Origin of the sequence: Pseudomonas sp. NBRC 111123, from assembly GCF_001320205.1 — a bacterium.
Taxonomy (GTDB): domain Bacteria; phylum Pseudomonadota; class Gammaproteobacteria; order Pseudomonadales; family Pseudomonadaceae; genus Aquipseudomonas; species Aquipseudomonas putida_J.
Genome location: NZ_BCAZ01000005.1, coordinates 108271 through 132801 on the forward strand (window position 1 = coordinate 108271; position 24531 = coordinate 132801).

30 protein-coding genes and 1 pseudogene are annotated in these 24531 nt (G+C 59.6%); 19 read left to right on the forward strand and 12 right to left on the reverse strand.

Translation table 11 applies throughout. The features are described from left to right. The first annotated feature begins 231 nt into the window (after positions 1–231). Positions 232–1575 carry an amidohydrolase family protein gene (locus APH27_RS04770; RefSeq protein WP_060484135.1) on the forward strand — a complete coding sequence of 448 codons (1344 nt, stop codon included), beginning with the start codon at positions 232–234 and terminating at the stop codon, positions 1573–1575. A gap of 2 nt (positions 1576–1577) precedes the next feature. Further along, complete coding sequence (locus APH27_RS04775) at positions 1578–2021, forward strand: heme-binding protein (protein ID WP_027916894.1); 444 nt, start codon at positions 1578–1580, stop codon at positions 2019–2021. Here the strand turns inward: APH27_RS04775 and APH27_RS04780 are convergent. Continuing rightward, positions 2012–2941 carry a LysR family transcriptional regulator gene (locus tag APH27_RS04780; RefSeq protein ID WP_060484136.1) on the reverse strand — a complete coding sequence of 310 codons (930 nt, stop codon included), beginning with the start codon at positions 2939–2941 and terminating at the stop codon, positions 2012–2014. The two genes, APH27_RS04775 and APH27_RS04780, sit on opposite strands and share 10 nt — an antisense overlap. A 554-nt stretch (positions 2942–3495) precedes the next feature. Between APH27_RS04780 and APH27_RS04785 the strand changes: the two genes are divergently transcribed. After that, positions 3496–3975, forward strand: coding sequence for a carboxymuconolactone decarboxylase family protein (locus APH27_RS04785; RefSeq protein ID WP_023532684.1), 480 nt, complete (start codon positions 3496–3498; stop codon positions 3973–3975). Here the strand turns inward: APH27_RS04785 and APH27_RS04790 are convergent. Further along, complete coding sequence (locus APH27_RS04790; protein ID WP_033728313.1) at positions 3968–5404, reverse strand: PLP-dependent aminotransferase family protein; 1437 nt, start codon at positions 5402–5404, stop codon at positions 3968–3970. The two genes, APH27_RS04785 and APH27_RS04790, sit on opposite strands and share 8 nt — an antisense overlap. Before the next feature lie 90 nt (positions 5405–5494). Between APH27_RS04790 and APH27_RS04795 the strand changes: the two genes are divergently transcribed. From APH27_RS04795 to APH27_RS04805, 3 genes are all read left to right on the forward strand, one after another. Further along, the gene (locus APH27_RS04795) at positions 5495–5977 is read left to right on the forward strand and encodes a GNAT family N-acetyltransferase (RefSeq protein WP_023532427.1); all 483 of its coding nucleotides are present in this window, start codon (positions 5495–5497) and stop codon (positions 5975–5977) included. A gap of 30 nt (positions 5978–6007) precedes the next feature. Further along, a complete protein-coding gene (locus APH27_RS04800) occupies positions 6008–6685 on the forward strand; it encodes an FMN-dependent NADH-azoreductase (RefSeq protein WP_060484137.1) in 678 nt (225 codons plus the stop codon). Positions 6686–6795: 110 nt separating this feature from the next. Continuing rightward, positions 6796–7245 (forward strand): carboxymuconolactone decarboxylase family protein, encoded by a 450-nt coding sequence (locus tag APH27_RS04805; protein WP_023532827.1) that lies wholly within the window; start codon positions 6796–6798, stop codon positions 7243–7245. 284 nt (positions 7246–7529) lie between these two features. Here APH27_RS04805 and APH27_RS04810 read toward each other — a convergent pair whose 3' ends face one another. Continuing rightward, positions 7530–7931, reverse strand: a complete 402-nt coding sequence (locus APH27_RS04810) for a MerR family transcriptional regulator (RefSeq protein ID WP_060484138.1) — start codon at positions 7929–7931, stop codon at positions 7530–7532. 73 nt (positions 7932–8004) lie between these two features. Between APH27_RS04810 and APH27_RS04815 the strand changes: the two genes are divergently transcribed. The 3 genes from APH27_RS04815 (at position 8005) to trbK (ending at position 10847) form a co-directional block, all read left to right on the forward strand. Then, on the forward strand, positions 8005–9069 hold the full coding sequence (locus tag APH27_RS04815) for an SDR family oxidoreductase (RefSeq protein ID WP_060484139.1): 1065 nt from the start codon (positions 8005–8007) through the stop codon (positions 9067–9069). Between the two features lie 120 nt (positions 9070–9189). Next, entirely contained in the window at positions 9190–10089 is a 900-nt protein-coding gene (locus tag APH27_RS04820) for a DMT family transporter (RefSeq protein WP_060484140.1), read from the forward strand. A 512-nt stretch (positions 10090–10601) separates the two neighbouring features. Then, a complete protein-coding gene (gene trbK, locus APH27_RS04825) occupies positions 10602–10847 on the forward strand; it encodes an entry exclusion lipoprotein TrbK (protein ID WP_060484141.1) in 246 nt (81 codons plus the stop codon). Positions 10848–10913: 66 nt separating this feature from the next. Here trbK and APH27_RS04830 read toward each other — a convergent pair whose 3' ends face one another. From APH27_RS04830 to nikA, 6 genes are all read right to left on the reverse strand, one after another. After that, entirely contained in the window at positions 10914–11126 is a 213-nt protein-coding gene (locus tag APH27_RS04830; protein ID WP_060484142.1) for a hypothetical protein, read from the reverse strand. A gap of 404 nt (positions 11127–11530) precedes the next feature. Beyond that, a complete protein-coding gene (gene nikE, locus APH27_RS04835; protein WP_027916901.1) occupies positions 11531–12346 on the reverse strand; it encodes a nickel import ATP-binding protein NikE in 816 nt (271 codons plus the stop codon). Beyond that, a complete protein-coding gene (nikD, locus tag APH27_RS04840) occupies positions 12343–13113 on the reverse strand; it encodes a nickel import ATP-binding protein NikD (protein ID WP_060484143.1) in 771 nt (256 codons plus the stop codon). The genes nikE and nikD overlap by 4 nt, the downstream gene beginning before the upstream one ends. Beyond that, positions 13114–13959, reverse strand: coding sequence for a nickel ABC transporter permease subunit NikC (gene nikC, locus APH27_RS04845; protein ID WP_060484144.1), 846 nt, complete (start codon positions 13957–13959; stop codon positions 13114–13116). Beyond that, the gene (nikB, locus tag APH27_RS04850; protein ID WP_060484145.1) at positions 13956–14897 is read right to left on the reverse strand and encodes a nickel ABC transporter permease subunit NikB; all 942 of its coding nucleotides are present in this window, start codon (positions 14895–14897) and stop codon (positions 13956–13958) included. Before nikB ends, nikC begins: the two co-directional genes overlap by 4 nt. A 1-nt stretch (position 14898) precedes the next feature. Beyond that, the gene (gene nikA / locus APH27_RS04855) at positions 14899–16473 is read right to left on the reverse strand and encodes a nickel ABC transporter substrate-binding protein (RefSeq protein WP_060484146.1); all 1575 of its coding nucleotides are present in this window, start codon (positions 16471–16473) and stop codon (positions 14899–14901) included. A gap of 87 nt (positions 16474–16560) precedes the next feature. Here nikA and nikR point away from each other — a divergent pair, with 87 nt between their 5' ends. Continuing rightward, on the forward strand, positions 16561–16986 hold the full coding sequence (nikR, locus tag APH27_RS04860; protein ID WP_027916906.1) for a nickel-responsive transcriptional regulator NikR: 426 nt from the start codon (positions 16561–16563) through the stop codon (positions 16984–16986). An 87-nt stretch (positions 16987–17073) separates the two neighbouring features. Here nikR and APH27_RS26765 read toward each other — a convergent pair whose 3' ends face one another. Further along, complete coding sequence (locus APH27_RS26765) at positions 17074–17223, reverse strand: HTH domain-containing protein (RefSeq protein WP_256250549.1); 150 nt, start codon at positions 17221–17223, stop codon at positions 17074–17076. Beyond that, positions 17186–17440 carry a hypothetical protein gene (locus tag APH27_RS26770; protein WP_027916907.1) on the reverse strand — a complete coding sequence of 85 codons (255 nt, stop codon included), beginning with the start codon at positions 17438–17440 and terminating at the stop codon, positions 17186–17188. The genes APH27_RS26765 and APH27_RS26770 overlap by 38 nt, the downstream gene beginning before the upstream one ends. Positions 17441–17842: 402 nt before the next feature. Here APH27_RS26770 and APH27_RS04870 point away from each other — a divergent pair, with 402 nt between their 5' ends. From APH27_RS04870 to APH27_RS25625, 4 genes are all read left to right on the forward strand, one after another. Continuing rightward, on the forward strand, positions 17843–18163 hold the full coding sequence (locus tag APH27_RS04870) for a transposase (protein ID WP_060484147.1): 321 nt from the start codon (positions 17843–17845) through the stop codon (positions 18161–18163). Then, positions 18160–18495 carry an IS66 family insertion sequence element accessory protein TnpB gene (gene tnpB / locus APH27_RS26775; RefSeq protein WP_060484148.1) on the forward strand — a complete coding sequence of 112 codons (336 nt, stop codon included), beginning with the start codon at positions 18160–18162 and terminating at the stop codon, positions 18493–18495. The genes APH27_RS04870 and tnpB overlap by 4 nt, the downstream gene beginning before the upstream one ends. A gap of 63 nt (positions 18496–18558) precedes the next feature. Further along, the gene (locus APH27_RS04880; protein ID WP_060484149.1) at positions 18559–20094 is read left to right on the forward strand and encodes an IS66 family transposase; all 1536 of its coding nucleotides are present in this window, start codon (positions 18559–18561) and stop codon (positions 20092–20094) included. Positions 20095–20181: 87 nt separating this feature from the next. Continuing rightward, positions 20182–20376 (forward strand): hypothetical protein, encoded by a 195-nt coding sequence (locus APH27_RS25625; protein ID WP_082434994.1) that lies wholly within the window; start codon positions 20182–20184, stop codon positions 20374–20376. Between the two features lie 173 nt (positions 20377–20549). Here APH27_RS25625 and APH27_RS25630 read toward each other — a convergent pair whose 3' ends face one another. After that, entirely contained in the window at positions 20550–20903 is a 354-nt protein-coding gene (locus APH27_RS25630) for a CPCC family cysteine-rich protein (protein ID WP_082434996.1), read from the reverse strand. A gap of 344 nt (positions 20904–21247) precedes the next feature. On the opposite strand from APH27_RS25630, the gene APH27_RS04890 reads away from it, so the two are divergent. The 5 genes and pseudogenes from APH27_RS04890 to APH27_RS04905 all read left to right on the forward strand — a co-directional run bounded on the left by APH27_RS04890 (position 21248) and on the right by APH27_RS04905 (position 24161). Next, a complete protein-coding gene (locus tag APH27_RS04890; protein ID WP_060484151.1) occupies positions 21248–21832 on the forward strand; it encodes a GNAT family N-acetyltransferase in 585 nt (194 codons plus the stop codon). Between the two features lie 20 nt (positions 21833–21852). Then, entirely contained in the window at positions 21853–22212 is a 360-nt protein-coding gene (locus APH27_RS04895) for a cupin domain-containing protein (RefSeq protein ID WP_060484152.1), read from the forward strand. Positions 22213–22314: 102 nt separating this feature from the next. Continuing rightward, a pseudogene (locus APH27_RS26780) lies at positions 22315–22615 on the forward strand (LysR substrate-binding domain-containing protein); the annotation flags it as partial. 200 nt (positions 22616–22815) lie between these two features. Continuing rightward, positions 22816–23511: a 3-oxoacid CoA-transferase subunit A gene (locus APH27_RS04900; protein WP_027916915.1), complete on the forward strand. Its 696-nt coding sequence runs from the start codon at positions 22816–22818 to the stop codon at positions 23509–23511. 8 nt (positions 23512–23519) lie between these two features. Then, the gene (locus tag APH27_RS04905; protein WP_027916916.1) at positions 23520–24161 is read left to right on the forward strand and encodes a 3-oxoacid CoA-transferase subunit B; all 642 of its coding nucleotides are present in this window, start codon (positions 23520–23522) and stop codon (positions 24159–24161) included. The last annotated feature ends 370 nt before the right edge of the window (positions 24162–24531 follow it).

The following is a 24531-nucleotide window of genomic DNA, read 5'->3' on the forward strand; positions in this document are numbered from 1 at the left end:
GCATCCTCGCGCCACTCCCGCCCCGAGGAAAAATCGCCAATCGCCATGCCAGGCATCGCCACTGCCGATACTCGCTGAGTCCGCCCGACTTCTCCCGTGCAGCCCAGAAAGGACAAGGGCTTGGCCAGGTATCGACGGCATCGATGGCGGGCCATCGACAGCATCTGTTGGTGCGTGGCAGCGCTCACGGCCTAGCCTGCCGGCAAACAACAAGACGAGGAGAATTCGTCCATGAGCGCCCTTCATCTGCACTGTTCCACCTTGTTCGATGGCACGGGCCTGCAGGCCCGCCCGTTGCACACGCTGATCATCGAAGGCGGCGTGATCCGCCATGTCGGGCCGACCGCAGAGGCACCGCGCCCTCGGCCTGGTGACCGTGAAGCCCAGGGGCATTTCGTCATGCCTGGGCTTGTGGATGTGCACACCCACCTGGCGTTCGGCAATGCCCAGAGCGAAGAGGACATCGACATCTGGACCAGCGACGAATTCCGCGCCTTGCGCGGCCTGTTCTTTGCCCAGCACGTACTGGCCGCAGGCGTGACCTCGATGGTCTGCCCCGGCGACAGCGGCCAGCTCAGCATCGCCGTGCGCAACACGGTCAATGCCGGCCTGTTCGAGGGGCCGCGCATCGGCGCCAGCAGCCGCGTGATCACCAACCGGCAGAGCCTGAACGACTGGTTCCCCAGCCGTGTCGGCGCGCCGGAATACTTCACCGCCGCGCTGGTCACCAGCCGTACCGAAGCCATCGCGCAAATCCGCAAGCAGGCCAAGGATGGCGTGGACCTGATCAAGATCGCCATGGACGGCACCCACCGTCGCCCCAACGGTGAAATCATCGCCGCCTTCACCGCCGACGAAACCCGTGAAATGGTCGATGAGGCCCATCGCCTCGGCTGCCGCGTCGCCACCCACGCCTATGGCCGCGAGGCGGTCATGTATGCCGCCAAGGCCGGCGTAGACCTGGTGTTCCACGCCTTCTACATGGACGATGCCTGCATCGAGGCGCTGCTTGAGGCAGGCAGCGTGCTGGCCCCGACCATGACCTTCCCACAGAACACCGTGGACTTCTGCCAGCCCCACGACCCCGCCATCAGCACCGGCTACGCCGGTTACTGCGCACGCACGCTGGAGGTGGGCACACCGGTACTCAAGCGCGCCAAGGCTGCCGGCGTGCCCTTTGCCTGCGGCAGCGACAGCGGCTTTGCCATCACCCCCTATGGAGAATGGCATGCCCGCGAACTCGAATTGCTGGTACGACGCCTGGGCTTCACCCCGGCCGAGGCGCTGTACGCCGCCACCAACGTCGGCGCACGGCTGATGCCCAAGGGCGAGACCCTCGGCACGCTCGAGCCGGGCAAGCAGGCCGACCTGCTGGTGCTGGACGGCTCGCCCCTGGACGACATCCGCATCCTCCAGGACCGCAGTCGCCTGCTGGCCGTGTACAAGGCCGGCGAGCCGGTGCGCCTGCAACGCACGGGCTACAACCCCAAACAGGTGTCGGACTTCAACTCGCTGAAATGGACCGACCTCTACACCCGCGACCGCGTAGCCGAACTCGGCAAATGGAGCCTGTGACCATGCCTACCCTGGACTTCGAACTGGCTGCGCAACTGGCCGCCACCACCCTGCGCCACGCCCGCACCCTGGGCATGCGCCCATTGGCAGCCGCCGTGCTCGACAGCGCAGGGCATCCACTGGCGGTGCTGCGCGACGAGCAGGCCAGCTTCCTGCGCCCGCAGATCGCTACCGGCAAGGCCCGTGGTTGCCTGGGCATGGGCTTGGGTGGCCGCGAACTGGCTCGCCGTGCCCAAGCGATGCCGGCATTCTTCGCGGCCATCAACAGCCTAACCGACGGCGAGGTGATTCCCATGCCCGGGGGCATCCTGCTATGTGATACCGAGGGCTGCGTGCTGGGTGCGATCGGCGTCAGTGGCGACACCTCGGACAACGACGAGCGCTGCGCCCTGCTGGCCATCGAAAGCCACGGGCTGGTCGCAGATACCGGCGACCATCAGCCTTGATCCAGCGCCTCGGCCTGCTCCGTCAGCACCTGGCGAAGCCAGGCCAGGGCCGGGTCAGAGGCTTGCTGCGGCTGCCACTGCAGGACTTGCGAGGCCACCGGAAAGACAATGGGCGACGCCAGCACCCGCAGGGGGTAGCGTCGCGCCAGCGCCTCGGCCTGGCGGCGGAACAGCGTGGCGATACGCGGCGTGCCGACGACGAATTCGGCCATCAGGGCAAAGCTCTGCACTGCCACATCGAGTCGCCGTTCGATACCCATCTCGCGCAGGTGCTGGGTGTCCAGCGAAAGGTTCTGGCCATGGCTGAATTCACGCACCACGTGCCCGGCCGCACAGTAATCGGCCAGGCTCAGGTCCTGTTGGTAGCCGGGGGTGTCTGCGCAGACGATGCAACACAGCTCATCCTGGAGCAGCGAGGCGTGAGGGTAGCGCGGGTTGATGCGCGGCTGCGGCACGATCACCAGGTCGCTGCGGCGATAGTCCAGCGCCTCGGCCACCACATCGCCGTCACGCGGCAGCGGCAGGTCACGCACCACCAGCGAAACACCGGGCGCAACCCGCGCCAAGGTGCGACTGACCGCCGGAACCAGGGTGGCCGCCACATAGTCCGAGGCCACCAGGATGAAGCGCCGGTCACAGCGGGCGGGGTCAAATGCCGCCGACATCTCCACCACTTCGCCCGTCAGGCTCAGCACTTCGCGCACCTTAGGTGCCAGTTGGCGCGCCAGGGCACTCGGTTCCAGGCCTCGCCCTACCGGCAACAAAAGCGGGTCCTGAAAGTGCTCGCGTAACCGGCCCAGCGCAGCGCTGGTCGCAGACTGGCCAAGGTTGAGACGCTGCGCAGCCCGGCTGACGCTGCACTCTTCGAGCAGCACATCCAGGGCGACCAGCAGGTTGAGGTCCAGACGTCGATAGCGCATGAACAGGCTTATACGCGAATGCGCCTGAGCAAGAATGCGTATTTCGTGCTGGCAGGTATCGCCTGGCGCGATACTTGATCGATTCCACAACAAAGACGAAACGGCATGGCTACAGGCCGCATACTAAAAGGGTCGCCGTTTCAGTTTTGGAACCGATTTTCGGCCCATCCCCCCGCCAACGCACCCTCCCCGGCGTTCTGCCAATCGCTTTACATTCCCGAAACTTGGCTCACAGATGACTCGCCCTCGCCTGCCTTCGAATGCCATGGATATACAGTTTTTCAGGGTGCTTGGCGGTGTTAGGGGGGCACGGGAAGCAACATCCCCCTGCTTGGGAGCTATCGCCAATGGCTGCTATCGACCCATTGCGGCCATTCGCGGAGGGCAATGAACGGCCTATAGCGCCCCTTCGACCATACCGCTCGATGGGTGTTCATGGCGTACTTCGATACAGACATGGCCTAGTTCGAAGCTACCATCTTGGCCCTGTGGGGCTATTCCAAGCGTTGCTACAGTGGGCTCCAACAAACTCCACCCACTGCGAGCAACTACCCATGAACAACCGCCTTGATTACTTCAAGCTGTCTCCCCAAGCGTCCAACAAACTGGTGGAACTCACCCTACAACTGAGCAAGAAACCGCCACTGGCCGATCTTGCCCACCTGATCATGTTGCGCGCTTCGCAGCTCAACGGCTGTGCGTTCTGCGTGGATATGCATGTGAAAGAGGCCAAGATCCATGGCGAGCGCGAGCTGCGTCTTCACCACGTGGCCGTATGGCGTGAGTCAGGGCTGTTTTCGCCAGTAGAGCGGGCGGCGCTGGAGTGGACTGAAGCCCTAACCCAACTGCCGCCTCATGGTATCTCCAACAGCCTGTATGCGAGTGCGCTTGAGCAGTTTTCCGAGCAGGAGCTGTCGGATTTGTCGTTCCTAATCGTCGCCATCAATGGCTGGAATCGCCTCAATGTGGCCTTCCAGGCGATCCCCGGCTCGTCCGATGAGCTGTTCGGCCTGAACAAGGCCAACCTCAACTGAGTAACTTGCTGATCAACGCGCCAAGCTGCTCGCCTGGAGCCGTCGTGGCGCAGTTGGTAAAACTCAGGAGCAGACCTGACTGACGCTGCGATGACGCAGCCCAGCGCGACAACGCTTGTACCGACATACCCCTGGCCAGCACCTGCTCGGCCAGGGCGGTGTCGCTTACGTCCTCCGGCAAACGCAGTACTAAGTGCATGCCGCCTGGCGAGCGTTCCACCTGCAGACCCTTCGGCAAACTCCGGTCCAGTGCTTCGATGGTCAATGCCCGTCGCTCGTTGTAGAGGCGGCGCATGCGTTGGATATGCCGAGCGAAGTGTCCCTCGGCAACGAACTCCGCCACCAAAGCCTGGGTAATTGACGGTGACCCGGCAGCAAACAAGGCCCGGCCGACGCGCTCGAACGCTGCCACCTGCGCCTGCGGCACCACCAGATAAGCCAGGCGAATACCGGGAAACAGCACCTTGCTGAAGGTGCCGGCATACAGCACGCGCCCATGGCGATCCAAGCTGGCCAGCGCTGGAAGTGGACGGCTGACGTAGCGGTACTCGCCGTCGTAATCGTCCTCGACAATCCAGCCACCGGTGCGGGCAGCCCAATCGAGTAGCAGTTGCCGGCGTGGCAGCGACAGTGCCATCGACAGCGGGCTCTGATGCCCTGGTGTCACCATGACGACCTGAGCAGTCCGAGAACCCGCGATGGCGTGTTCTACGTTCATGCCTTCGGCATCAACCGGCACCGCTTCCAGGTCCAGGCCGAACTGGCGAAGCACCTGGCGCGTAGTGGGATAGCCCGGGTCTTCCACCCAGGCGCACTCGCCTGGCTGCAACAGGGTATGTGCGACTAAGGACAGGCTATTGCGCCAACCGCTGGTGATAAACACCTGATGGGCACCGCAATCGATACCTCGGGACACCTGCAGATACGAAGCAATGGCGCTGCGCAACGCTGCCAGGCCGTGGGGTGCCGGATAGTCCAGATCTCCAAGACGCATCCCACGGAGATACCGAGCACCGAGACGCGCCCATATCTTGCGCGGAAATGCATCCAGCGCCGGTACCCCCATCTGGAACGGCAACAGCTGCGGTGGACGCCAGAGCGAATCAGGTGCGTCTTCGATCACTTGGCTGCTGACTGGTAATGCGGTGGCCTCCGACACGGGCTTCTGCAGTTCAGGATTGATTACGGTGCCTTTCTGCCCGAGCGCCAGGAGGTAACCCTCGCTGGCCAGCAGCGAATAGGCCAATTCGACGGTGCCACGGGCCACCCCCAGCTCCTTGGCCATGGCGCGCGCCGACGGCAAGCGGTCACCGGGGGACAACGTGCCTGCGGCAACGGCGGCCAGTACGCGGTCGTACAGTTGACGATACAGAGGCAAGGCAGACTGCTCTTCCAAGGGAGCAAAAGGCGGCTTAGGGGAGGTCATCATGGCCTAGTTCATATCCCATTTCTTGGCTCAATCAAGTGGGTCAATGGTAGTCCAATATAGCGCCATCACCTACTCATGAGGGCAACTCCCATGACATCCCCTTTGCACAACTTCATACCCAGCGTGCTCGACCTGGCCGACACGTCCCTGCGCCCCCTGGACAGCACCCATGACCTCTGCAGCGCATTCCCGGTAATGCAGCAATTGCGCCCTCATCTGACGAGCGAAGCTGACTTCGTCAGCCGCATCGAGCGTATGCGCGTTGAAGGCTATCGCCTGATTGGTGCTTATGACTTAGGCGTTCTTGTGGCACTGGCTGGTTACCGCTTACAGGAAAACCTGGTCTACGGCGCATTCCTGTATGTCGATGACCTTGTAACCGCCGAGGCTCAGCGGGGAGGTCAGTGGGGCTCGCGCTTATTGCAAGCCTTGGAGCGACTGGCCCGCGCCAGCGGTTGTGCACGCCTGGTGCTCGACACGGGTTTGGCCAACGCCCGCGCGCAACGCTTCTACTTCCGTGAAGGCCTGTTGACGGGTGCACTGCGCTTTCAGAAACAGTTCGATACGCCATAACCCGCACGCACATCCAAGGAGGCGAACCTCATGACATCGTCACAACAGCCACTTGCTCCTTTGCGCATTCTTCGCCTGGTCGCCAGCCCCAATGCAGAGGATTCGGAAAGTCTGAAACTGTCCCAGCAGATCCTGTTTGCCTTGGCCAGTCAGGCCGGCAGAAGGGGTATCCAGTTGACCGATTTAGACCTCAACTCCTTGGCCCCAGTCGATGCGCCTTACGCCCAGGCGTTAGCCAATCAGCGCGTAGTCATAGCAAGCGGTCAGGAGGGTACGTTGAGCCGTTCCGACGAGTTGATCGACCAACTGCAGGCATGCGACGTACTGCTGATTGCCACGCCGATGCACAACTACAGCGTGCCCGCCCCACTCAAGATGTGGATCGACCAGGTGGTACGCGTGGGCAAAACGTTTCTGGGCACCGCCAAAGGCAAAGTCGGATCGCTGACGGATCGTCCGGTTTACGTCGCAATAGCTTGCGGGGGCTACATCAGCGGCCAGCATGCCCGTCAACCCGACTTTCTGCGATCCTACCTGTCCGCCGTCCTCGCCACCATCGGTCTCAATCACGTGTACTACTTCACCGTTGAAGGTACCGCCAAGGGTGTGGAGTCACTGAATACTGGGAGGGAAACAGGGTACGGTGAGGTGCAGACGTTCTTTGGTAGGGATAGCCATGGTGTGGATCAAGTCTGCAGCCCGCTTTAAGAACATCATCGAATTCAAGCGTATAGGTTTGCACATTAGCTGGGCGGTGTGCCGTCAAGCGGCAATCCGCATGTCACCCTCTTCATTGCTCAAAGACAGGAAAAGAAATCATGAGTCGACTCAATTGGTTTGAAGCTTCGCCTGGTGCAGCCAAGGCCCTTGGCGGGCTGCATCATTTCGTGACCACCGCGACAAATTTGCCAGCCCCGTTGATTCACCTCGTGTTTCTCAGGGTGTCTCAAATCAACGGCTGCGCCCATTGCATCGATCTGCACTCACGCGATCTGATCAAAGCAGGTATTTCAGTGGACAAAGTGCTGTTAGTACCAGTATGGCATGAAGCGCACTATTTGTTCTCGGATCAGGAGCGCTCAGCATTGGCCTGGGCAGAAGAAGTCACGCGGGTAAGCGAGACACATGTATCCGACGAAGCTTACGCAGCAGCATCGGCAATGTTTGCCGAAAAGGACCTTGTCGACCTGACAGCGGCCATTGCCGCAATGAACGCTTTTAACCGTATGGGCGTCAGCTTCCGACTCAAACCTGCCGCTAAAACGTGATGACCTATGACTCAACATGCAAACGCAGTACTTCAGAGACCGCCCTAGTATTGCCTACAGTCTGTTTCAGGCCTTTGCGGCCCCTTCTGAACGACGGGTATGAGCCGAAAGCAGTCTCTGACGGACGTCCGCAATGGGTCGAAAGCAGACAGTCACGACTGACCGCTATCGACCCATAGCGGCCATTCGACACCGGCAGTCATTGGCTGATTGGCCGCAAGGTTTCCCGGCAGGCCTATGAAGGCCTGGAAGCAACTGGTCTTGCAAATGGCCTTGCCGGGAGGTTATGGCGTAGAGGCATGCAGATGTGCAGCTAAGGGGGTAATCAGACCGTTGGCAATGGCACTGGCTTCAAGCTTCGCATGCTCTGCGTTCAGAAAGACATAAGCGGCTTGAAGCTTGGCGATCTTCGCTTGAATTTCGACCATCTTGCTGGCAACTAAAGCTGCGCCTTGCGCGCAATCGATCTTATTGCCTCGCTTGGCTGCAAGAATTTCTCCAATCTCAGCGAGGGAAAAACCGCCACTCTGGGCGCTCTGAATAAAGGCCAGGTCAACAACCGTCTGATCGCTGTAACTGCGGTAATTGTTGGCTTGTCGTTGTGCCACGATAAGCCCGAGCTGTTCGTAATAGCGCAATGTATGCCGACCGACGCCACTGCGGCGCTCTAATTCTCCAACGTTCACACTAAAAACTCCTTGACTGTAGAGCGTGCTCTACACCTTAGCCTGCGCCCATTATCCAAACAAGGGATCAGGCATGAGCGTGGAATGCTTCGTCACAGGCGGCAGTGGATTTGTGGGGCAACATTTACTGGCCCGTCTTACTGCTGCAGGGTACAAGACCTGGGTGCTTATGCGCACCCCTGGCAACATTGAGCGTCTTAGAAAACAGGTAGGTCAACTGGGCGGTAATCCTGCCTATGTCCATGCCGTTGAGGGCGATATCAGCATAGACGGGCTTGGGCTCAGCGAAGCGGACAAGCAGTGCGTGTCTTCGACCTCTGTGATCTTCCACCTCGCGGCGGAGTTTTCCTGGGGGCTGACAATGGAGCGCGCCCAATCAGTCAATGTGCTTGGGGCGCTGAGGGTCGCCAAGCTTGCGGCGAGCCAGAGCATCCGATTGCTGATGGTGGGCGGCTTTATGCTGAAAAACCTTAACCACCTTGCCAGTATCGGTGTTGATATAGAGTGCCCTGAAAACACAAGTTGGCACAAAGTCTACGGCCGTGTAGGTGGTTACGAAGGAAGCAAGATCGAGTCACATTTTGCAGTCATCCGTTATATGCAGGATGCGGGCGCGGACTACACGATCGTTCATCCTGCTACGGTGTGTGGCCACAGCGAGAGTGGGCACATACTGGAGGGACAACCTCTGGTCGCACTCATTCGAAATCTGGCACAAGGTCGGTTCAAAGCGGTCCCCGGTTCCCCCAAGCACTGGTTGCCATTAGTCAGCGTTGACTACCTGGTGGCGATGATGACCTATGTGGCGTTCGATCCCTCGATGGCCAACCGGCAGGCGCTGGCGCTCTATGAATACACATTGAGCCTGCACGGGATGCTTGAGCAGATCGCAAAAACGCTGGAGGTCAAGGCGCCCCGCCGGCATGTACCGATAAGGTTGCTCAGGTGGCTTTTGACGATTCCCGGGCTGGCAGCACGATTTGCGATCAGCGACGAGTCATTGCACTTCATCCATACGCAGCGCTTCGACATGAGTGATAGCGAGCAATTGGAACGCAAGTATCAGTTAACTCATCCCAATATGGCGCGCACGCTGGAGAAGACGGTGCACTACGTCAAGGATCAGTTTCTCCACTAAGGCAGGCCGGCCGTAATGGCTCAAGAAATACGTAAGACAGCGAGCTCGCGTTCGAAGCGCGTGGCCCTATGTCAGCAAGACCTCTCCGTACTCTAAAGACCCGTGACAAGGAATGTACTAATGCAATCCTATTTTGGCAAAGGCGTCCTCTTTGCACTCTGCGCCGCGGCCCTGAATGCGACAATCGGCGTACTTAGCAAGGTGTTGATGAACAGTGGATTCAACTCCAGCAGCATCGCCTTAATTAAGACAGTTCTCGGCTGCCTGATACTGTCAGTCCTGCTCCTGTTTTCCAAGCGACCCGCGACCACTGCCAAGTGGTTTCACGCAGCCATTTGTGCCTTTCTCGGAATTTTCGTGTTGTTCCACTTTGAAACCTCGGCCTATAGCCATTACGCGGCGGCGGGCGTCGTCGTCATTCTGATGGCGAGCGCCTCCATATCGTCGATTCTCTTTGGACGCATGGTCCTTCATGACCCCATTACCGCCAACGCAATGGTTGGCGCCGGCTTGGCCATCGCCGGTATTACGGTGATTTTTGGCGCCGACCTGGGAGAAGGCTTCACGCTGCAAGGCGCAGTGCTTGCTTCGATTGGTGGATGTGGCTATGGGGCCTTTTCGGTTGCCATGAAAAGGATGGGGGTATCGGGAGGGCTGCATTTCACCCGACAATTGTTGTTCTTTGGCAGCCTGTACCTGCTGATGCCGGCTGCGGCCAATGGTTTCGTGACAGGAGAGCTGTCGCTGCTGGCGATCGCTGTACTACTGGCGCTGGCCACGCTGCCGACAGTCCTGGGTTTCTTCTGCACCACCAAGGCCATCGAGTATCTCAAACCATCACAAGTGCAGGCGCTGGAGCTGACCGAACCCCTGTTCGCCGCGCTGCTGGCATTTGTGGTGCTCAATGAGGTACCGCGCGAAAGCCTGTACGTGGGAGCGGCACTGATCATCATCGGACTGTGCTTCTCCAATGAACTAATCCGCTTGGGCGGCAAAGTATCTGCCCCTTCGACCGAGTGAGCTTTTTCGGCCCCTGATAACTTCAACAATCAGTTAATTGAAGTGGCTCAAGAGGCTGGCCGTTGCTGGCCGAAAGTGGACATCCACCGGGCTACCCAACCTCCAGGTGCTGGCTATCGGCCGAGTTGCTGTCGAGTGACAGGGCAATGGTTGGTCGCTGCCAGGTGGTTTGCAGTGCCGGTGTTCGCGGCTAAACCTGCTCCCACGAAGTGGTCTGCCCCCGAAAAGTTGGACAGTTTTAGCCAGCGGCCTGAGTCTTGTAGCTGACAGGACTGTGCTTTTGCCGTCAAACGGCGAGAGTTGCTCGCTGGTCCTGCGCATGATTCGCTCGATGTGCACGCTCGGGAGCGTTAGTTACCGGTCGTAAATGGCTGCTTTCGACACAAAACGTCCGTTGGTGTATAGCGAGAGAAATGGCCGAGGCTGGTGTTTCACGCCCCCGCGCTTTAGGCTACTGCCGGGCTCAAGGGAGCCCACTACCAAGCTGAACGCAATGACCTAAGGATCACAATATGGATATCAAATTGGCTCGGCTGGGTGCAGCCATGGGATTGGCCATGATTTTGGCAGCCTGCTCAGAGGAAAAAGTACCCGAGCCGACAGCAGACAACTGTGCTCCGCAGATGTACGAAAAGAATCTGGCGAGTTTGTCGAAAGAATCGAACCGTAACGAGTTCATCGCAAACTGCAAGAGTTTCATCGCCGCGAAGAAGATGACCGAATGGGAATTCAAGAAAAGCCCAGAAGACAATTTCTGAGCATCTAGCCTGACAAGCCACCTCGCCAATAAGGAGCCTACGGGCTCCTTATCCTTCGGATCGCGCTCAGCGGGTCTTTTGCCCAGAACCGCCGTTCTCGGATGGCTCCAGAGCATCGCACTTATCGATTAGATCTTCCGTCTTCTTGCCATCTGGTAGATTCTCCCAGTACTCAGGAGTGCAATGCTCTTCTGACACTGAATAATCAGGCTCACCCGCCGCCATGGCGAAACCTGAAGCAAGCGCAGCGGTGAGAAAAATTACAGATTTGGTTGTCATAGGTTCATTCCTTTGAGGTGGCCGGCTGTTATAGCAAAACTTCCTTCGGTTCACAAAAACGTCTGTGCGTTGCCTTGGTGGTCTGCTATTGGGCGTGCCTGCATCCAAGGCCGCCCCCCCACCACCCCAGAGCAGGCGGCGTTCCATAGCTCTGGTCAGTACCGTTTACAGATGTCCGCTATGGGTCGTAAGCGGCCTTTCGCGACTGGCCGCTCTCGACCCGAAGCGGCCGGTCGCGAAGCCTGACCTTATTTAGGTTAACCAGGCAGCTGAAAATTAAATGCGCTACGCAGGGTCGCGATAACGTGATCTACAAAGGGGCCTGGTACCGGTGGCCGATAGCGCACAGTGCTGACCGCCTGCTTTCTACCCGCTGAGGATGAGTGCCCATTACGCTCATTTGCTCACACGAAAGATCCATTCACCCGAGCGCCGGCCTTTGTTGGGCGTTCAGGCAGCACGGCGGCTTGCAGCTGTTGCCCTACCGGGTGGTCAAACGACAGGTTGCCGTTTATCAGGCGGTCTTCGACCATGCGCCCAGCATCGAGCACGACAACCCGCTGGCAAAAGTAGCGCACCAGACTGAGGTCATGGGTGATCAGAAGGAAGGCAGTGCCATGATCGCGACGCAGTGCTTCGAGGCGTTGCAGCAGTTGCAGTTGCAGCACACGATCCAGGTTGGATAGCGCCTCGTCGAGCACCACCAGTTTTGGTGAAATCGCCAACGCTCGTGCGATGCTGGCCCTTTGTAGCTGACCTCCGCTGAGTTGCTGTGGCAGGCGTTCTGCGTGCTCGGCACGCAGGCCCATTTGTTCAAGCAACTCAACGGCACGTGTGCGGCGGGCTGGCTGATCCAGATTGCTCAAGTGACGCAACGGCTCCGCAATGCTCCAGCCGATGCTGCGCTGCGGATTAAATGCGCCTGGCGCGTCCTGGAACACCAACTGCACGGTGCGTTGGAATGCACGCGCTGATTCACCTCGTAATTGGCTGACGGCTTGGCCGGCGAACGTCACCTCGCCCTGGCTCGGTTTTTCCAACCCGAGCAGCAGGCGGGCCAGCGTGCTTTTGCCACTGCCACTGCTGCCCAGCAAGCCGAGCGATTGGCCTGCCTGAAGCTCCAGATCTATACCGTCGAGGACCTGTAGCCAACCGCGTTTGTGCAGCAATCCGCCAGTGCGGTATCGATGGCTCAATTGGTGGACATGTAGCAGGCTCATAATGGGCTTCCGCACAGGATTTGATGGGCTTCGAGCAGCGTGCGCGCGACGTCGCTGGTGGGGTTGCTGAACAGTGCATTCACCGGCTGCCGCTCGACAATCCGGCCAGCCTCCATCACCGCGACCTGATCGGCGCAGCGCGCTACCACGCCCATGTCGTGAGTTACCAGTAGCACGCCAAGGCCATGCCCCTCGACCAACTCCATGAGCAGATCGAGAAAGCGCGCTTGACTCAGCACATCCAGATCACTGGTGGGTTCGTCCGCCAGGAGAAACGGCGTTTCGGCCATTAACGCCAGGGCGATCATCATGCGTTGCAGCATGCCGCCGCTGAGCTGGAAGGCGAACGATTGCAGGACGCGGGTTTGATCTTCCAAGCCCACGACTTCCAAGCAATGGGCCATGCGCTCACGGGCACTGGTACCTGTCATGCCGCGCTGGCGAAGCGTTTCCAGCCCGTGGCTGGCCATGTTGCGTACCGGGTTGAAGGCGCTACGCGGGTTTTGCAGCACCAGGCTGGCCAGGCGGCCGCGCACTTGGGCTGCGTTCACCGGTTGGTCGTCGAGCAGCAACTGGCCCTGTGTGCGTAAAAGGCCTGCCGGCAACAGGTCGAGCATGCCCAGGCAGCTCAGCGATTTGCCTGAACCACTGGCCCCGACCAGTGCACTGACTTCGCCGCGATGCAGTTGGAGATCGACGCCCTGCACCAATGCGCTGGCATGGCCCTCGATACGCAGGTCACGGACTTCCAGGGTAGATGGAGTCATCTAGTGGTGCTCCCGAGTCGGGTCAAGGCGGTCGCGCAGGGCATCGCCCAGCAGGTTGAAGGCCATTACCGAGAAGAAGATCATCAGCCCCGGCAACAGCAGCAACTGTGGGTGGGTCCAGATGAATTCCTTGGCGTCGTTGATCATCACGCCCCATTCGGCGGTCGGAGGCGTCACCCCCAGGCCCAGAAACGACAGGCCCGAGACGTGCATCATCATGTGCCCGATGTCCATGGTCGCCAGCACCAGCAGCGGGCCGGCGATGTTTGGCAGTACATGCTGACGCAGGCGCGTCCAGCGCGAAGCGCCGGCCAAGCGCGAAGCCAGCACGTATTCGCGACCGCGCTGAGCAATCACCATGCCGCGCACCATGCGTGCATACCAGGCCCAATGGGACAACGCGATGGCGATGATCACGTTGGTCAGGCCGGTACCGAGCAGGGTAACGAAGAAGAACGCCAGCACCAGCGTCGGGAAGGTCATGAACATATCGCACAGACGCATCAGCAGCAGGTCGGTCCGCCCGCCGACGAAGCCCGCAAGCCCACCCACGACAAGCCCAAGGGCCAACACCATTGCCAGCGTGAGCATCACGCTGCCCAGTGACAGTCGGGTGCCGACAATCAAGCGGGAGAGCAGGTCGCGGCCCAGGTGATCGGTGCCCAGCCAGTGCCGGGCGTCCGGAGGCATCAGACGCTGACTGAGGTCGACCAGGTCAGGGTCGTGCGGTGCCAGCCACTGGCCGAACACGGCCAGGACAATCAGAAGACCCACCAGGATTATTCCGATAATCAGGCCAGTGTGGCCGGCCAGTGCCGGCCGACGAATTGTGGTGAGAACGGTCATGCGCTAGCGCCCTCCAGCCGGCTGCGCGGATCGAGCCAGGCGTAACACACGTCCACCACCAGGTTACAGACCATGAGCAGACCGGTCAGCAGCAGGGTAAAACACTGCATCACTGGGAAGTCTCGGTTGAGCACCGCCGAAACGGCGAAACGACCCACTCCGGGCCAGGCGAAGATGGTTTCGATCACCAGTACACCCCCTATCAACTCGCCCACGTGCATGCCGGTGGCCGTGACAAATGGCAGCCAGGCGTTGCGAAGCACATGGTGGCGCCATACCCGGCGCTCGGGCAGGCCGCGGGCGCGGGCGTAGGTGACATGGCGCTGGCCGCTAACTTCGAGCAAGCTGGCGCGTAGCAGGCGGGCGTTTATCGACATCGACATCAGGGCAATGGCCAGCACCGGCATCACCAGGTGCCCAGCCGTGCCACGTCCCAGCGGTGGTAACCAGCCCAGCCACAGCGAGAACAGCGCGATCAGCAAGAACGCCAGCCAGAAGTTGGGCATCGACACGCCCAGGAAGGTGACCGCTCGTACCGCATGATCGGGCCAGCGGCCCTGCCAACGTGCCGCCATCAGCCCTAGCGGAATCGACAGTAACAGCGTGCAGGCCAGGGCCAAGCCGCCGAGTTGCAGGGTGGCGGGCAGGTAGTACAGCAGGTCATCGAGCACCGGCCGGCCCGTCAGGTAGGAAATACCGAAGTCCAGATGCAGGGCTTTCCACAGCCAGCTCAGGTACTGCTCGTGCAAGGGACGATCCAGGCCCAAGGTGTGGCGCACTTCGGTGATGGCCGCATCGGTCGGCGGGATGTGCGACAGGCGTAGATAATCCAGCGCCGGGTCCGTACTGCCCAGGTGCAACAGCACGAACACCAGCAGCGACACGCCTAACATCACTGGCACCAGCAACACCAGGCGCATCAGTATGTAGCGCAGCATGTCAGGGCTCCTGCTTCGGTGTCATGGCCTCGAACGGCACATCGAAAAGGGTGCTTCCAAACTGCACGTGGGCCACCGAATCACGCCGCACGCTGATGGCGGTAAGGTGCGAGATCGGCAGGTACACGGCCTGTTCGTGCAGGGTGGTGAGGATGAAACGGTACTGATCGGCACGTTTTTTCTCGTCGGTGCTGGCCAGCACCTGGCCGATGCGCTGATCGAGTTCGTCCTTGATCGCCAGGCCGCGCTGGGCCATGTAGTCGGCGTGGCCGGCATAACGCATGGAACTGACGAACGAATGCGGGTCGTAAGGGGCGCCCCAGGTGTCGGCGAAGATCATGCCGAAGTCACCGTCGCGCTGGCGGCGGACCAAGGCGCCTTCTTCCACGGCGCGCAGCTCGATATGGATACCGACCTTGGCTAGCTCGCCTTGCAGCACTTCGGCCAGGCTTTTTTGCAGGGCGCTGGTGCCGAGGAACACCAGTTCGATCGAAAGCGGCTCACCGTTTTTGCTGCGCACGGACGCACCGGGAGCGAGTGTCCAGCCCGCAGTCTCCAGTGCCTGCATCGCCTGAGCGGGATCGTACGGATAAGGCCTCAGGCCAATGTCTGCGTACGGCATGTTGCTAGCAAACAGTGTGTCAGCCTTTGGCTCCAGGCCGTAGAGGATCTTGTCGATGATCGCCTGCTTGTCCACCGCCTCGTTGATCGCCTGGCGCACCGCCAGGTCACGAGTGGCACCACGGCCAGTGTTCATGGCCAGCGTGCGCGTGGCCAAGGGGGCCGACAGCGCAGTGGCGTAGCCCTGGTCGCGCAGGCGTACGAAGGTGCCGGCAGTGATCTCGCCGGCGGCGCCCTGGATCAGCTCGACCTCGCCAGCCTGCAAAGCCAGGGCACGACTGTTGGGGTCGGGAATGACCTTGACCATGACCTCGCCATAGGCTGGCTTCGGCCCCCAGTACAGCGGATTGCGCACGAAGCGGTCGAACTCGCCCAGACGTGATTCGGCACGTACCCATGGCCCGGTACCTACGGGCTGCCCGGGCTTGGCAGCGGGCGCGCCGAAGCGCAGCGGGCGAACCTGGGCCAGCTCCATCAGGGTTGGGTAATAAGGGTGCTTGAGCACCAGGCGCAAGGTCAGGCGATCCGGAGCGTCTACGTGGTCTAGGGTGCTGACCAGCTCCATCCAGCGGTGGCGTTGGCTGTTGGCCAGGACCGCATCCAGGTTGGCCTTGGCGGCCGCAGCATCGAACGCAGTGCCATCGCTGAAGCGCACCCCGTCGCGCAGGATAAAGGTATAGGTCTTGCCGTCATCGGAAACCTTCCAACTGGTGGCCAGCCACGGCTCGACAGTACCGGAGTGGGTGTAGCGCACCAGCGGTTCGTACACCATCGCCTGGGCGTACATCTGATTCGGCGAGTAGCCACGCGGGTCAAGCGGGCCCGCGTTGACGGGCCAGGAGTACACCAGTGTCGGACCTGGGGCCTGGGTGTCGGCGGCTTCAGCGAAGGCGCTCGCCGCGAGGAAAAGGATGCCCCACAAGGCGGGCTTTCGTTTGCCTGGCTGCTGCTTCACACTGCGTCCCCCACTTCAACGGAGGGCGTAGGCTAATCAGCGGTGGGTATGATGTCTACGTAAAATCATCTTACTGGAAGTTACAAAATGCAACGGATCACCATCACGCTGGATGAAGAACTGCTGGATCTCATCGATCGGCGGGTGGAAGTGCAAGGTTATCAAGGGCGCTCGGAGGCCATTCGCGACCTGCTGCGCAGCGGCCTGCGAGAAGCCGAGGCGTTGCCCGACGATACGCCGTGCGTGGCGGTGGTCAGCTATTTGTACGACCACACCACCCGTGAGCTGCCCAAGCGCCTGAACCAGACCTTGCATGCCCACCATGACCTGACACGCTCGACATTGCACGTACACCTGGATGCCGGGCATTGCCTGGAAGTCTCGGTGTTACAGGGTGAACGTGGGCGTATTAGTGAGCTGTCGCGCCAGTTGATGGTCGAGCGGGGAGTGGAATATGGACAAGTACACGTGATCCCAGCACCACTGTCCCAGCGTCCGCTCTGCGACCATTAGATGAAGCGTTGTGAATCGCCCCTGGTGCCCTGGACACCTCCAAGCCTTTTAATGAGACCTGGAGGAATCTAGGAAACCAGGGGCGATTCAGTATCGATAGATTGAGCGAACGGAAACGCCAATTCGGCTAGCCAGTCGTTCAGCGGAGATTGGCTGATGGACACGAATCAGATTTACCAATTGAAATAAGCGATCAGCTTTACGCGCTAGGTGTGCCCAACTGCGAGTCCTTTGCAAGCTCGATGGCCGCGTTAATGGCGGCCCGAGCTTGGGGGCTATTCTTCCAGCAACTCGATCCCGCTGCTGCCGACGCCTGAGCCAGAATGTCACAAGCATTCGCTTTGCTGAGCACAGCTAGCGAGTCAATGCCCATCTGCTCAAGGCGAGCGATAACAGCCGGCCCTACGCCCTTTAGGGCCAACAAGGCATTATGCTCCGTCAGTGGAAATGGCATCCGTAAACTCCTGTTATCGGCCAATGAAACAACCGGAGTCTGCCCGACAGTAGAGGGCACCTCAATAGATGGACTTCATCGCCCTCAGCGTAAGCATCAGGAAGGTGGGTTTGGCAGACGCTTACGTTGACCCTTCGAGCGTAACGACTGAATCGAACCCAGTTTCGTAGGCAACTCTAGTCGTTCGCTTTTGGCCGGTTGCCGCCTTTCGGGAAGGGCAGCTTTGGGTCGATAGCGGCCTGTCACGTACGGCAGCTTTCGATCCATAGCGGACTTTTTACGCCAATTCACGCTGCTAGGTCGTAAGCGTCCGGCGAACTCACCTTTCAAACTCCAGCATTAAGGGCGATGGTGTCCGCGTATTTTTAAGCGGACGCGATCGCCTTTATCGCCAGGATTTCCATGCGCCAACGAAGCTCTTATCCGAAACCCTTCAAGGCCCAAGTCGTTCAGGAGTGCTTGCACCCTGGGGCAACCGTGTCCAGTGTCGCCCTTAGCCACGGCATCAACGCCAACGTCATCCGCAAATGGATGCCGCTCTATCGAGACCAATGCGCGACAACTTCGCTACCGGCCTTTGTGCCAGTGAAGGCTGCCCCTAAACGGCCAACTGAAACGTCAGTGATCATCGAATTGCCCATGGCCGGGCAAGTGATCACGGTGAAATGGCCAACCTCGGATCCCGAGGGCTGCGCGCAATTTATCCGGGCTGTCGCTCAATGATTCGCATCGATGCGATCTGGCTGGCCACCGAACCGATGGACATGCGCGCCGGCACCGAAACGGCATTGGCCCGAGTGATCGCGGTGTTCGGTGCGGCGAAGCCGCACTGCGCTTATCTGCTCGCCAATCGCCGGGCTAATCGGATGAAAGTGCTGGTGCACGACGGTGTGGGCGTTTGGCTTGCAGCGCGGCGTCTGAATCAAAGCAAGTTTCACTGGCCTGGCATTCGCCATGGCTGTGAGGTCGAACTCGACAGCGAGCAACTCCAGGCGTTGGTACTAGGTTTGCCGTGGCAGCGAGTCGGCGCGGGTGGCGTGATCAGCATGCTGTAATCACCGGCCATTTGACCGGTCTGCTTGTCGTGGTTTCGGCCCTGCTCTGGCACAATCGGCGGCATGACTTTCTCGCCCAACCTCGTCCAGATGACTCCGGAACAGCTTCGTGCCTTGGCGGCACAGGCGTTGCAGTTGCAGTCTCAGGTCGAGGCGATGAGCAGGAAGATCCAGAACGATGAAATCCTCATCGAACAGTTCAAGTTCGAAATTGCACTTCTCAAACGCCACAAGTTTGCCAAGCGCAGCGAGCAAATCAGCCCGGCACAAGGCAGCTTGCTGGATGACCTGCTCGATACAGACCTTGAAGTTATCGAGGCAGAGCTGAAACAGCTTCTTCCCGCTTCGTCACAGGCCGAGCCACGGCAATCGCCCAAACGTGCGCCATTGCCGCCGCAGTTTCCGCGCACCGTGATTTGTCACGAACCAGAAAACACCCAATGCGCCTGTGGCTGCCAACTTCAGCGTATTGGGGAAGACGTCAGCGAGAAGCTGGATTACACGCCGGGCGTTTTTACCGGCGAGCAACATGTGCGTGGCAAATGGGCCTGCCGTCACTGCGAAACACTGATCCAGGCGCCGGTGCCGGCGCAGGTCATCGACAAAGGTATCCCGACCGCAGGCCTGCTGGCCCACGTGATCGTGGCCAAATTTGCCGATCACTTGCCGCTGTATCGGCAGGAGAAAATCTTTGGTCGTGCCGGACTGGCCATTGCTCGCTCGACCTTAGCCCAGTGGGTCGGGCAAACCGGTGTGCGGCTCCAGCCGCTGGTCGATGCACTGCGTGAAGCTGTGCTGAGCCAAAGCGTAATTCACGCCGATGAAACACCGGTACAAATGCTTGCGCCGGGCGATAAGAAAACCCACCGAGCCTACGTCTGGGCCTATAGCACTACGCCGTTTTCGGTGATCACAGCGGTGGTTTACGACTTCAGTCCAAGCCGTGCCGGAGAACATGCACGCAACTTCCTGGGCGACTGGAACGGCAAGCTGGTCTGCGACGACTTCGCTGGATACAAGGCTGGTTTTGAACAAGGCATCACTGAAATCGGCTGCATGGCTCATGCCCGCCGCAAGTTTTTCGACCTGCATGTCGCTAACAAAAGCCAGCTGGCCGAACAGGCGCTGCACTCAATTGGCGGTTTGTACGAGGTTGAACGCCAGGCTCGGGACATGAGCAACGAAGACCGTTGGCGAATACGTCAGGAGTTGGCGGTACCGATCAGTAAAACACTGCATGAGTGGATGTTGGCCCAGCGCGACCTGGTGCCCAACGGATCAGCCACGGCCAAAGCCCTCGACTACAGCCTGAAACGCTGGGTAGCGCTGACGCGCTACCTGGACGATGGGGCTGTGCCCATTGACAACAATCAGGTGGAGAACCAGATACGGCCATGGGCACTCGGACGCTCGAACTGGTTGTTTGCAGGGTCGCTGCGCAGTGGCAAACGGGCGGCTGCAATAATGAGCCTGATCCAATCGGCGCGTATAAATGGTCATGATCCGTATGCCTATCTAAAAGATGTGCTGACGCGGTTGCCGACACAGCGGGCCAGAAAGATCGGGCAATTGCTGCCGCACCAGTGGGTACCGGCTTGACTTACGCAAGGTGAGTTCGCCTGACGCTTGCCGTAAGTCAAGACGTGACGGAACTTTTGATAAAATTTGAATCGTGTCGGTGATTGAATGAGCAACAGAGTAGACTGGGAAAATCGAGGCAAGACAGTGGCGGAGCTTATCGCTGAACTTAAGACGTTTGGCGATCAGCACCTTAAAGTGGAAATTTCTTTTGATGAGGGCGAAACATCAAGACCGATCAGTATTGTCGTTAAGCGAGATGGAAAATGCCTTTTATTGCATGTAGATTCGCTGGGTGATTGAAGGCCGTGGCGGCTCGTCATGAGCATAACTTTGTAATTCTCGTTATTTCAAATGCTTGGCAAGCTCATCTAGCTGCTTTCAAACCTTATAGACGATGGTGTCTATTTATGAATACGCGGACACCACCGCACTAAAAGCTGGAGTTCGCAAGGTGAGTTCGCCGGACGCTTACGCTAGGTCCGCAGCCAATAGTAGAGGTCGTACTTTGATTGCATATGTTGAGAATGTTGGTTGCCGGACTTGGCGTCTGGCATGTCAACTCGGCGAGCCCAGAGCGGGAACCACTCGCCATCCCGCACATCGCCATGGCTAGCCACTCGCACATTCTTCGACATGCCTCGCTCGCAGGCACCGAATTGGAAGAAGTTCACCTGCGCCTCAATCAAACTACATCTATTCGGGCCACCTTTCTGGTGAGGGTAGTAGAGTTGGAAGACGTCATCCTCCCAGAAACAAATTGGGCAGATTTCGTATGACCCTGGGGGTTCCTCGAAGACTACATATCCGCAGCATGGGCAGGTAAACATCAAATCTCACTTATCGATGGCCGTCTATTTTTGCTCGATTTTAGCCACATGCCGAACGACTGCAATGGGTCGGTTGCTGCCATTTCGTGCAACACGACCTGCTCAGTTTCCGGCCACCCTGCCATGGAAGTAAACATCGCCCCCGCTTCTCGCCTCTCCACCTCCAGCAATTGCATGATCGATTCCCCAGGCCTGAGCCATTAGACGGCCACATGCCTTTGAACATGGGCAACGTCGCAGGCCGTGCTGACGGTGTTCGCCCAGAGCATGATGGCAACCGCTGAACCCGCCTACCCTGCCCCCCTGTCAAAGGCGTAATCCTTGAAAACTAATCACCCGATGCCATGGGAGCACTGTACTTGCCTATCGACTTCAGACCCGCGCAAGCCTCAGACGCGCGCGATATTGCACGCTTCTTTCAACTGACATCGGAGGGAATGGCCGATTACATATGGAGCAAGCTTGCCGCACCTGGTGAAGCATTGCTGAGTGTCGGTGCTTCTCGCTATGCCAGGGAACAGGGCGACTTCTCCTACAAGAACTGCCTGATGGCCACTTTCGAAGGGCGCGTCATCGGCATGATGCATAGCTATGCCTTGCACGAGATCCCTGGCAGGCCTGTCGAGACAGACCCTGTCCTTGCGCCCTATTCCGACATGGAAATACCCGACACCTTGTACCTATCCAGCCTGGCCCTGGATGAAGCCTGGCGCAGCCAAGGGTTGGGCATGCAGTTTCTTCGCCACGCCCAGCAACGTGCTGAGGACGCTGGCCTGAATGGGCTATGCCTGATCGATTATGCAGAAAACCACGGTGCACGCCGCTTCTACGAACGCCACGGTTTTCAGATTGTTAAAACCTGCCAGATCGTTCCGCACCCGATGCTGGGCGTAACCGGTGAAGCCTATTTGATGTATCGCCCTATCTAAAACGTGCTCGAGAAAAAACCATGAACAACAAACTGACCGTGTTCCGCGAACTGGATATCCAACCGGTGCGTGACCTTCCCTTTTTTGAAGAGGTCTTGGAAGGCACCCCTCATACGCTGACGTCCAAGTACTACCACGATGAACAGCAAGGTCGTATTTCCGGAGAATGGGAAGCCAGCACCGGAGCGTGGCGCATCAACTACACAGTTTGGGAGTTCTGCCATGTCCTGAGTGGAACCTGCGTCATCGAGCTTGAGGGTTGCCCCCCCGTCACACTGGCCACTGGCGACACGTTCATTATCGAGCCGGGCGCCAAGGGCAAATGGACCGTGCTGGAAGACATGAAAAAGAACTTCGTGATCCTCTTGCCCGCGAACTAGTCACCGGGTCGCGTTTCATCGCGCGCAGCGCAAAGCCAGGTTGCAGCCTTGCCTGCTGTTTGCGCGGCTCCCACAGGGTAGGCCTTCATAGCAGGTCGGGGAATACTGGATCTGTTCAGCTTCTACGACCTTTCACCTGCCGTCGTGCACCGTGTGCGCACCTTCGAGTTGCAGCGCAGCCTCGTCGCCAACGGGTTTGGCGTGGCGCTGATCCATACCCCCATTTGGTGACCGTAGCGATGATGGCCAAGCGCTGGTCTGCCGGCCGACCGAGGGAAAACTGCCAACCCATAGCATCGTGCTAGCGCATGACCAGCGCTATCCGCTGACGCCTTCAGCCGAGGCGTTCAAGGCGCTGGCGGTGGCATGGTTCGCGGAACGACCGTCGTTTGCATCCGCGTGAACGCAGGTGACGTGAGCCGCTCATAAATCGCACAACAGTTCGGTAATCGCACAAATTCCACTCCGCCCTCTCTACTGTTGCCCTGTCTTGCGGCACGCTATAGGCAAGTCAGCACACAACGCCAAGCGCTGAATGGCCCCACCGCGTCCGCACGCGGCCAGGTCGACAAACCATACTCCAGGAAGAACCAGGAGCTCGCTGTGATCAATAAAACGTTTGAGTCCATCGCCAGCGCGGTGGAAGGGATTACCGACGGCTCGACCATCATGGTCGGCGGTTTCGGCACTGCCGGCATGCCTTCGGAACTCATTGATGGCCTGATCGCCACCGGTGCCCGCGACCTGACCATCATCAGCAACAACGCCGGCAACGGCGAGATCGGCCTGGCCGCTCTGCTGATGGCGGGCAGCGTGCGCAAGGTAATCTGCTCCTTCCCGCGCCAGTCTGACTCATACGTCTTCGACGAACTGTACCGGGCCGGCAAGATCGAACTGGAAGTCGTGCCGCAGGGCAACCTGGCCGAGCGTATCCGCGCGGCGGGCTCAGGGATCGGTGCATTCTTCTCGCCGACCGGCTACGGCACGCTGCTGGCCGAGGGCAAGGAAACCCGTGAGATCGACGGCCGCCAGTACGTGCTGGAAATGCCGCTGCACGCTGACTTCGCGCTGATCAAGGCGCACAAGGGCGACCGCTGGGGCAACCTGACCTACCGCAAGGCCGCCCGCAACTTCGGGCCGATCATGGCCATGGCCGCCAAGACCGCCATCGCCCAGGTCGACCAGATCGTCGAGCTCGGTGAACTGGACCCGGAACACATCATCACCCCGGGTATTTTCGTCCAGCGTGTGGTTGCCGTCTCCGGCGCTGCCGCTTCTTCGATCGCCAACGCTGTCTGAGGCCTGCCATGACCATCACCAAAAAGCTTTCCCGCACCGAGATGGCCCAGCGCGTGGCCGCAGACATCCAGGAAGGCGCATACGTCAACCTGGGCATCGGCGCACCGACCCTGGTGGCCAACTACCTGGGCGACAAGGAAGTGTTCCTGCACAGCGAAAACGGCCTGCTGGGCATGGGCCCGAGCCCGGCCCCAGGCGAGGAAGACGATGACCTGATCAACGCCGGCAAGCAGCACGTTACCCTGCTTACCGGGGGTGCCTTCTTCCACCACGCCGACTCGTTCTCGATGATGCGTGGCGGCCACCTGGACATCGCCGTACTGGGCGCCTTCCAGGTGTCGGTCAAGGGCGACCTGGCCAACTGGCACACTGGCGCCGAAGGTTCGATCCCCGCCGTGGGCGGTGCGATGGACCTGGCCACCGGCGCCCGCCAGGTGTTCGTGATGATGGACCACCTGACCAAGTCTGGCGAAAGCAAGCTGGTGCCCGAGTGCACCTACCCGCTGACCGGCATCGGTTGCGTCAGCCGTATCTACACCGACCTGGCCGTGCTGGAAGTGACCGCCGATGGCCTGAAAGTGATAGAGATCTGCGCAGACATCGACTTCGACGCGCTGCAGAAGCTCAGTGGTGTGCCGCTGAGTCAGTGACGTGCAGCGGTGGGTCGTTATCGCCGGATTCAGGGCGTGATGGCCTAAAGGTGTTCGACGTTAAATAGACAGCGGCTGTGAGACCGAGCGCCGCCCGCGCGGCGCATCGCGAATAAATTCGCTCCTACATTTGTTGCAACGTACCGAACATGTTATGCCATGGTTGCCAGCCCCGGCGCATGCCCTGAGCCTTGCAGGCAGGCTGGAAACCATGGCCTGTCAGGCATGGCCACGTTGCAACAAATGTAGGAGCGAATTTATTCGCGATGCGCCGCGCGGGCGGCGCTCGATTTCACAGGCACTGCACAACTGTCGACGAACACCTGATAGCCGTAATGCGTTCTCAGACCTGGCCTTTCGCAGCCCCCAT

Bases quoted from the DNA above. Each gene is read 5' to 3' on its own strand.
- APH27_RS04770 (WP_060484135.1), top strand. From the start codon at position 232: ATGAGCGCCCTTCATCTGCACTGTTCCACCTTGTTCGATGGCACGGGC.
- APH27_RS04775 (WP_027916894.1), top strand. From the start codon at position 1,578: ATGCCTACCCTGGACTTCGAACTGGCTGCGCAACTGGCCGCCACCACC.
- APH27_RS04780 (WP_060484136.1), bottom strand. From the start codon at position 2,941: ATGCGCTATCGACGTCTGGACCTCAACCTGCTGGTCGCCCTGGATGTG.
- APH27_RS04785 (WP_023532684.1), top strand. From the start codon at position 3,496: ATGAACAACCGCCTTGATTACTTCAAGCTGTCTCCCCAAGCGTCCAAC.
- APH27_RS04790 (WP_033728313.1), bottom strand. From the start codon at position 5,404: ATGATGACCTCCCCTAAGCCGCCTTTTGCTCCCTTGGAAGAGCAGTCT.
- APH27_RS04795 (WP_023532427.1), top strand. From the start codon at position 5,495: ATGACATCCCCTTTGCACAACTTCATACCCAGCGTGCTCGACCTGGCC.
- APH27_RS04800 (WP_060484137.1), top strand. From the start codon at position 6,008: ATGACATCGTCACAACAGCCACTTGCTCCTTTGCGCATTCTTCGCCTG.
- APH27_RS04805 (WP_023532827.1), top strand. From the start codon at position 6,796: ATGAGTCGACTCAATTGGTTTGAAGCTTCGCCTGGTGCAGCCAAGGCC.
- APH27_RS04815 (WP_060484139.1), top strand. From the start codon at position 8,005: ATGAGCGTGGAATGCTTCGTCACAGGCGGCAGTGGATTTGTGGGGCAA.
- APH27_RS04820 (WP_060484140.1), top strand. From the start codon at position 9,190: ATGCAATCCTATTTTGGCAAAGGCGTCCTCTTTGCACTCTGCGCCGCG.
- trbK (WP_060484141.1), top strand. From the start codon at position 10,602: ATGGATATCAAATTGGCTCGGCTGGGTGCAGCCATGGGATTGGCCATG.
- APH27_RS04830 (WP_060484142.1), bottom strand. From the start codon at position 11,126: ATGACAACCAAATCTGTAATTTTTCTCACCGCTGCGCTTGCTTCAGGT.
- nikE (WP_027916901.1), bottom strand. From the start codon at position 12,346: ATGAGCCTGCTACATGTCCACCAATTGAGCCATCGATACCGCACTGGC.
- nikD (WP_060484143.1), bottom strand. From the start codon at position 13,113: ATGACTCCATCTACCCTGGAAGTCCGTGACCTGCGTATCGAGGGCCAT.
- nikC (WP_060484144.1), bottom strand. From the start codon at position 13,959: ATGACCGTTCTCACCACAATTCGTCGGCCGGCACTGGCCGGCCACACT.
- nikB (WP_060484145.1), bottom strand. From the start codon at position 14,897: ATGCTGCGCTACATACTGATGCGCCTGGTGTTGCTGGTGCCAGTGATG.
- nikR (WP_027916906.1), top strand. From the start codon at position 16,561: ATGCAACGGATCACCATCACGCTGGATGAAGAACTGCTGGATCTCATC.
- APH27_RS26770 (WP_027916907.1), bottom strand. From the start codon at position 17,440: ATGCCATTTCCACTGACGGAGCATAATGCCTTGTTGGCCCTAAAGGGC.
- APH27_RS04870 (WP_060484147.1), top strand. From the start codon at position 17,843: ATGCGCCAACGAAGCTCTTATCCGAAACCCTTCAAGGCCCAAGTCGTT.
- tnpB (WP_060484148.1), top strand. From the start codon at position 18,160: ATGATTCGCATCGATGCGATCTGGCTGGCCACCGAACCGATGGACATG.
- APH27_RS04880 (WP_060484149.1), top strand. From the start codon at position 18,559: ATGACTTTCTCGCCCAACCTCGTCCAGATGACTCCGGAACAGCTTCGT.
- APH27_RS25625 (WP_082434994.1), top strand. From the start codon at position 20,182: ATGAGCAACAGAGTAGACTGGGAAAATCGAGGCAAGACAGTGGCGGAG.
- APH27_RS25630 (WP_082434996.1), bottom strand. From the start codon at position 20,903: ATGTTTACCTGCCCATGCTGCGGATATGTAGTCTTCGAGGAACCCCCA.
- APH27_RS04890 (WP_060484151.1), top strand. From the start codon at position 21,248: ATGGGAGCACTGTACTTGCCTATCGACTTCAGACCCGCGCAAGCCTCA.
- APH27_RS04895 (WP_060484152.1), top strand. From the start codon at position 21,853: ATGAACAACAAACTGACCGTGTTCCGCGAACTGGATATCCAACCGGTG.
- APH27_RS04905 (WP_027916916.1), top strand. From the start codon at position 23,520: ATGACCATCACCAAAAAGCTTTCCCGCACCGAGATGGCCCAGCGCGTG.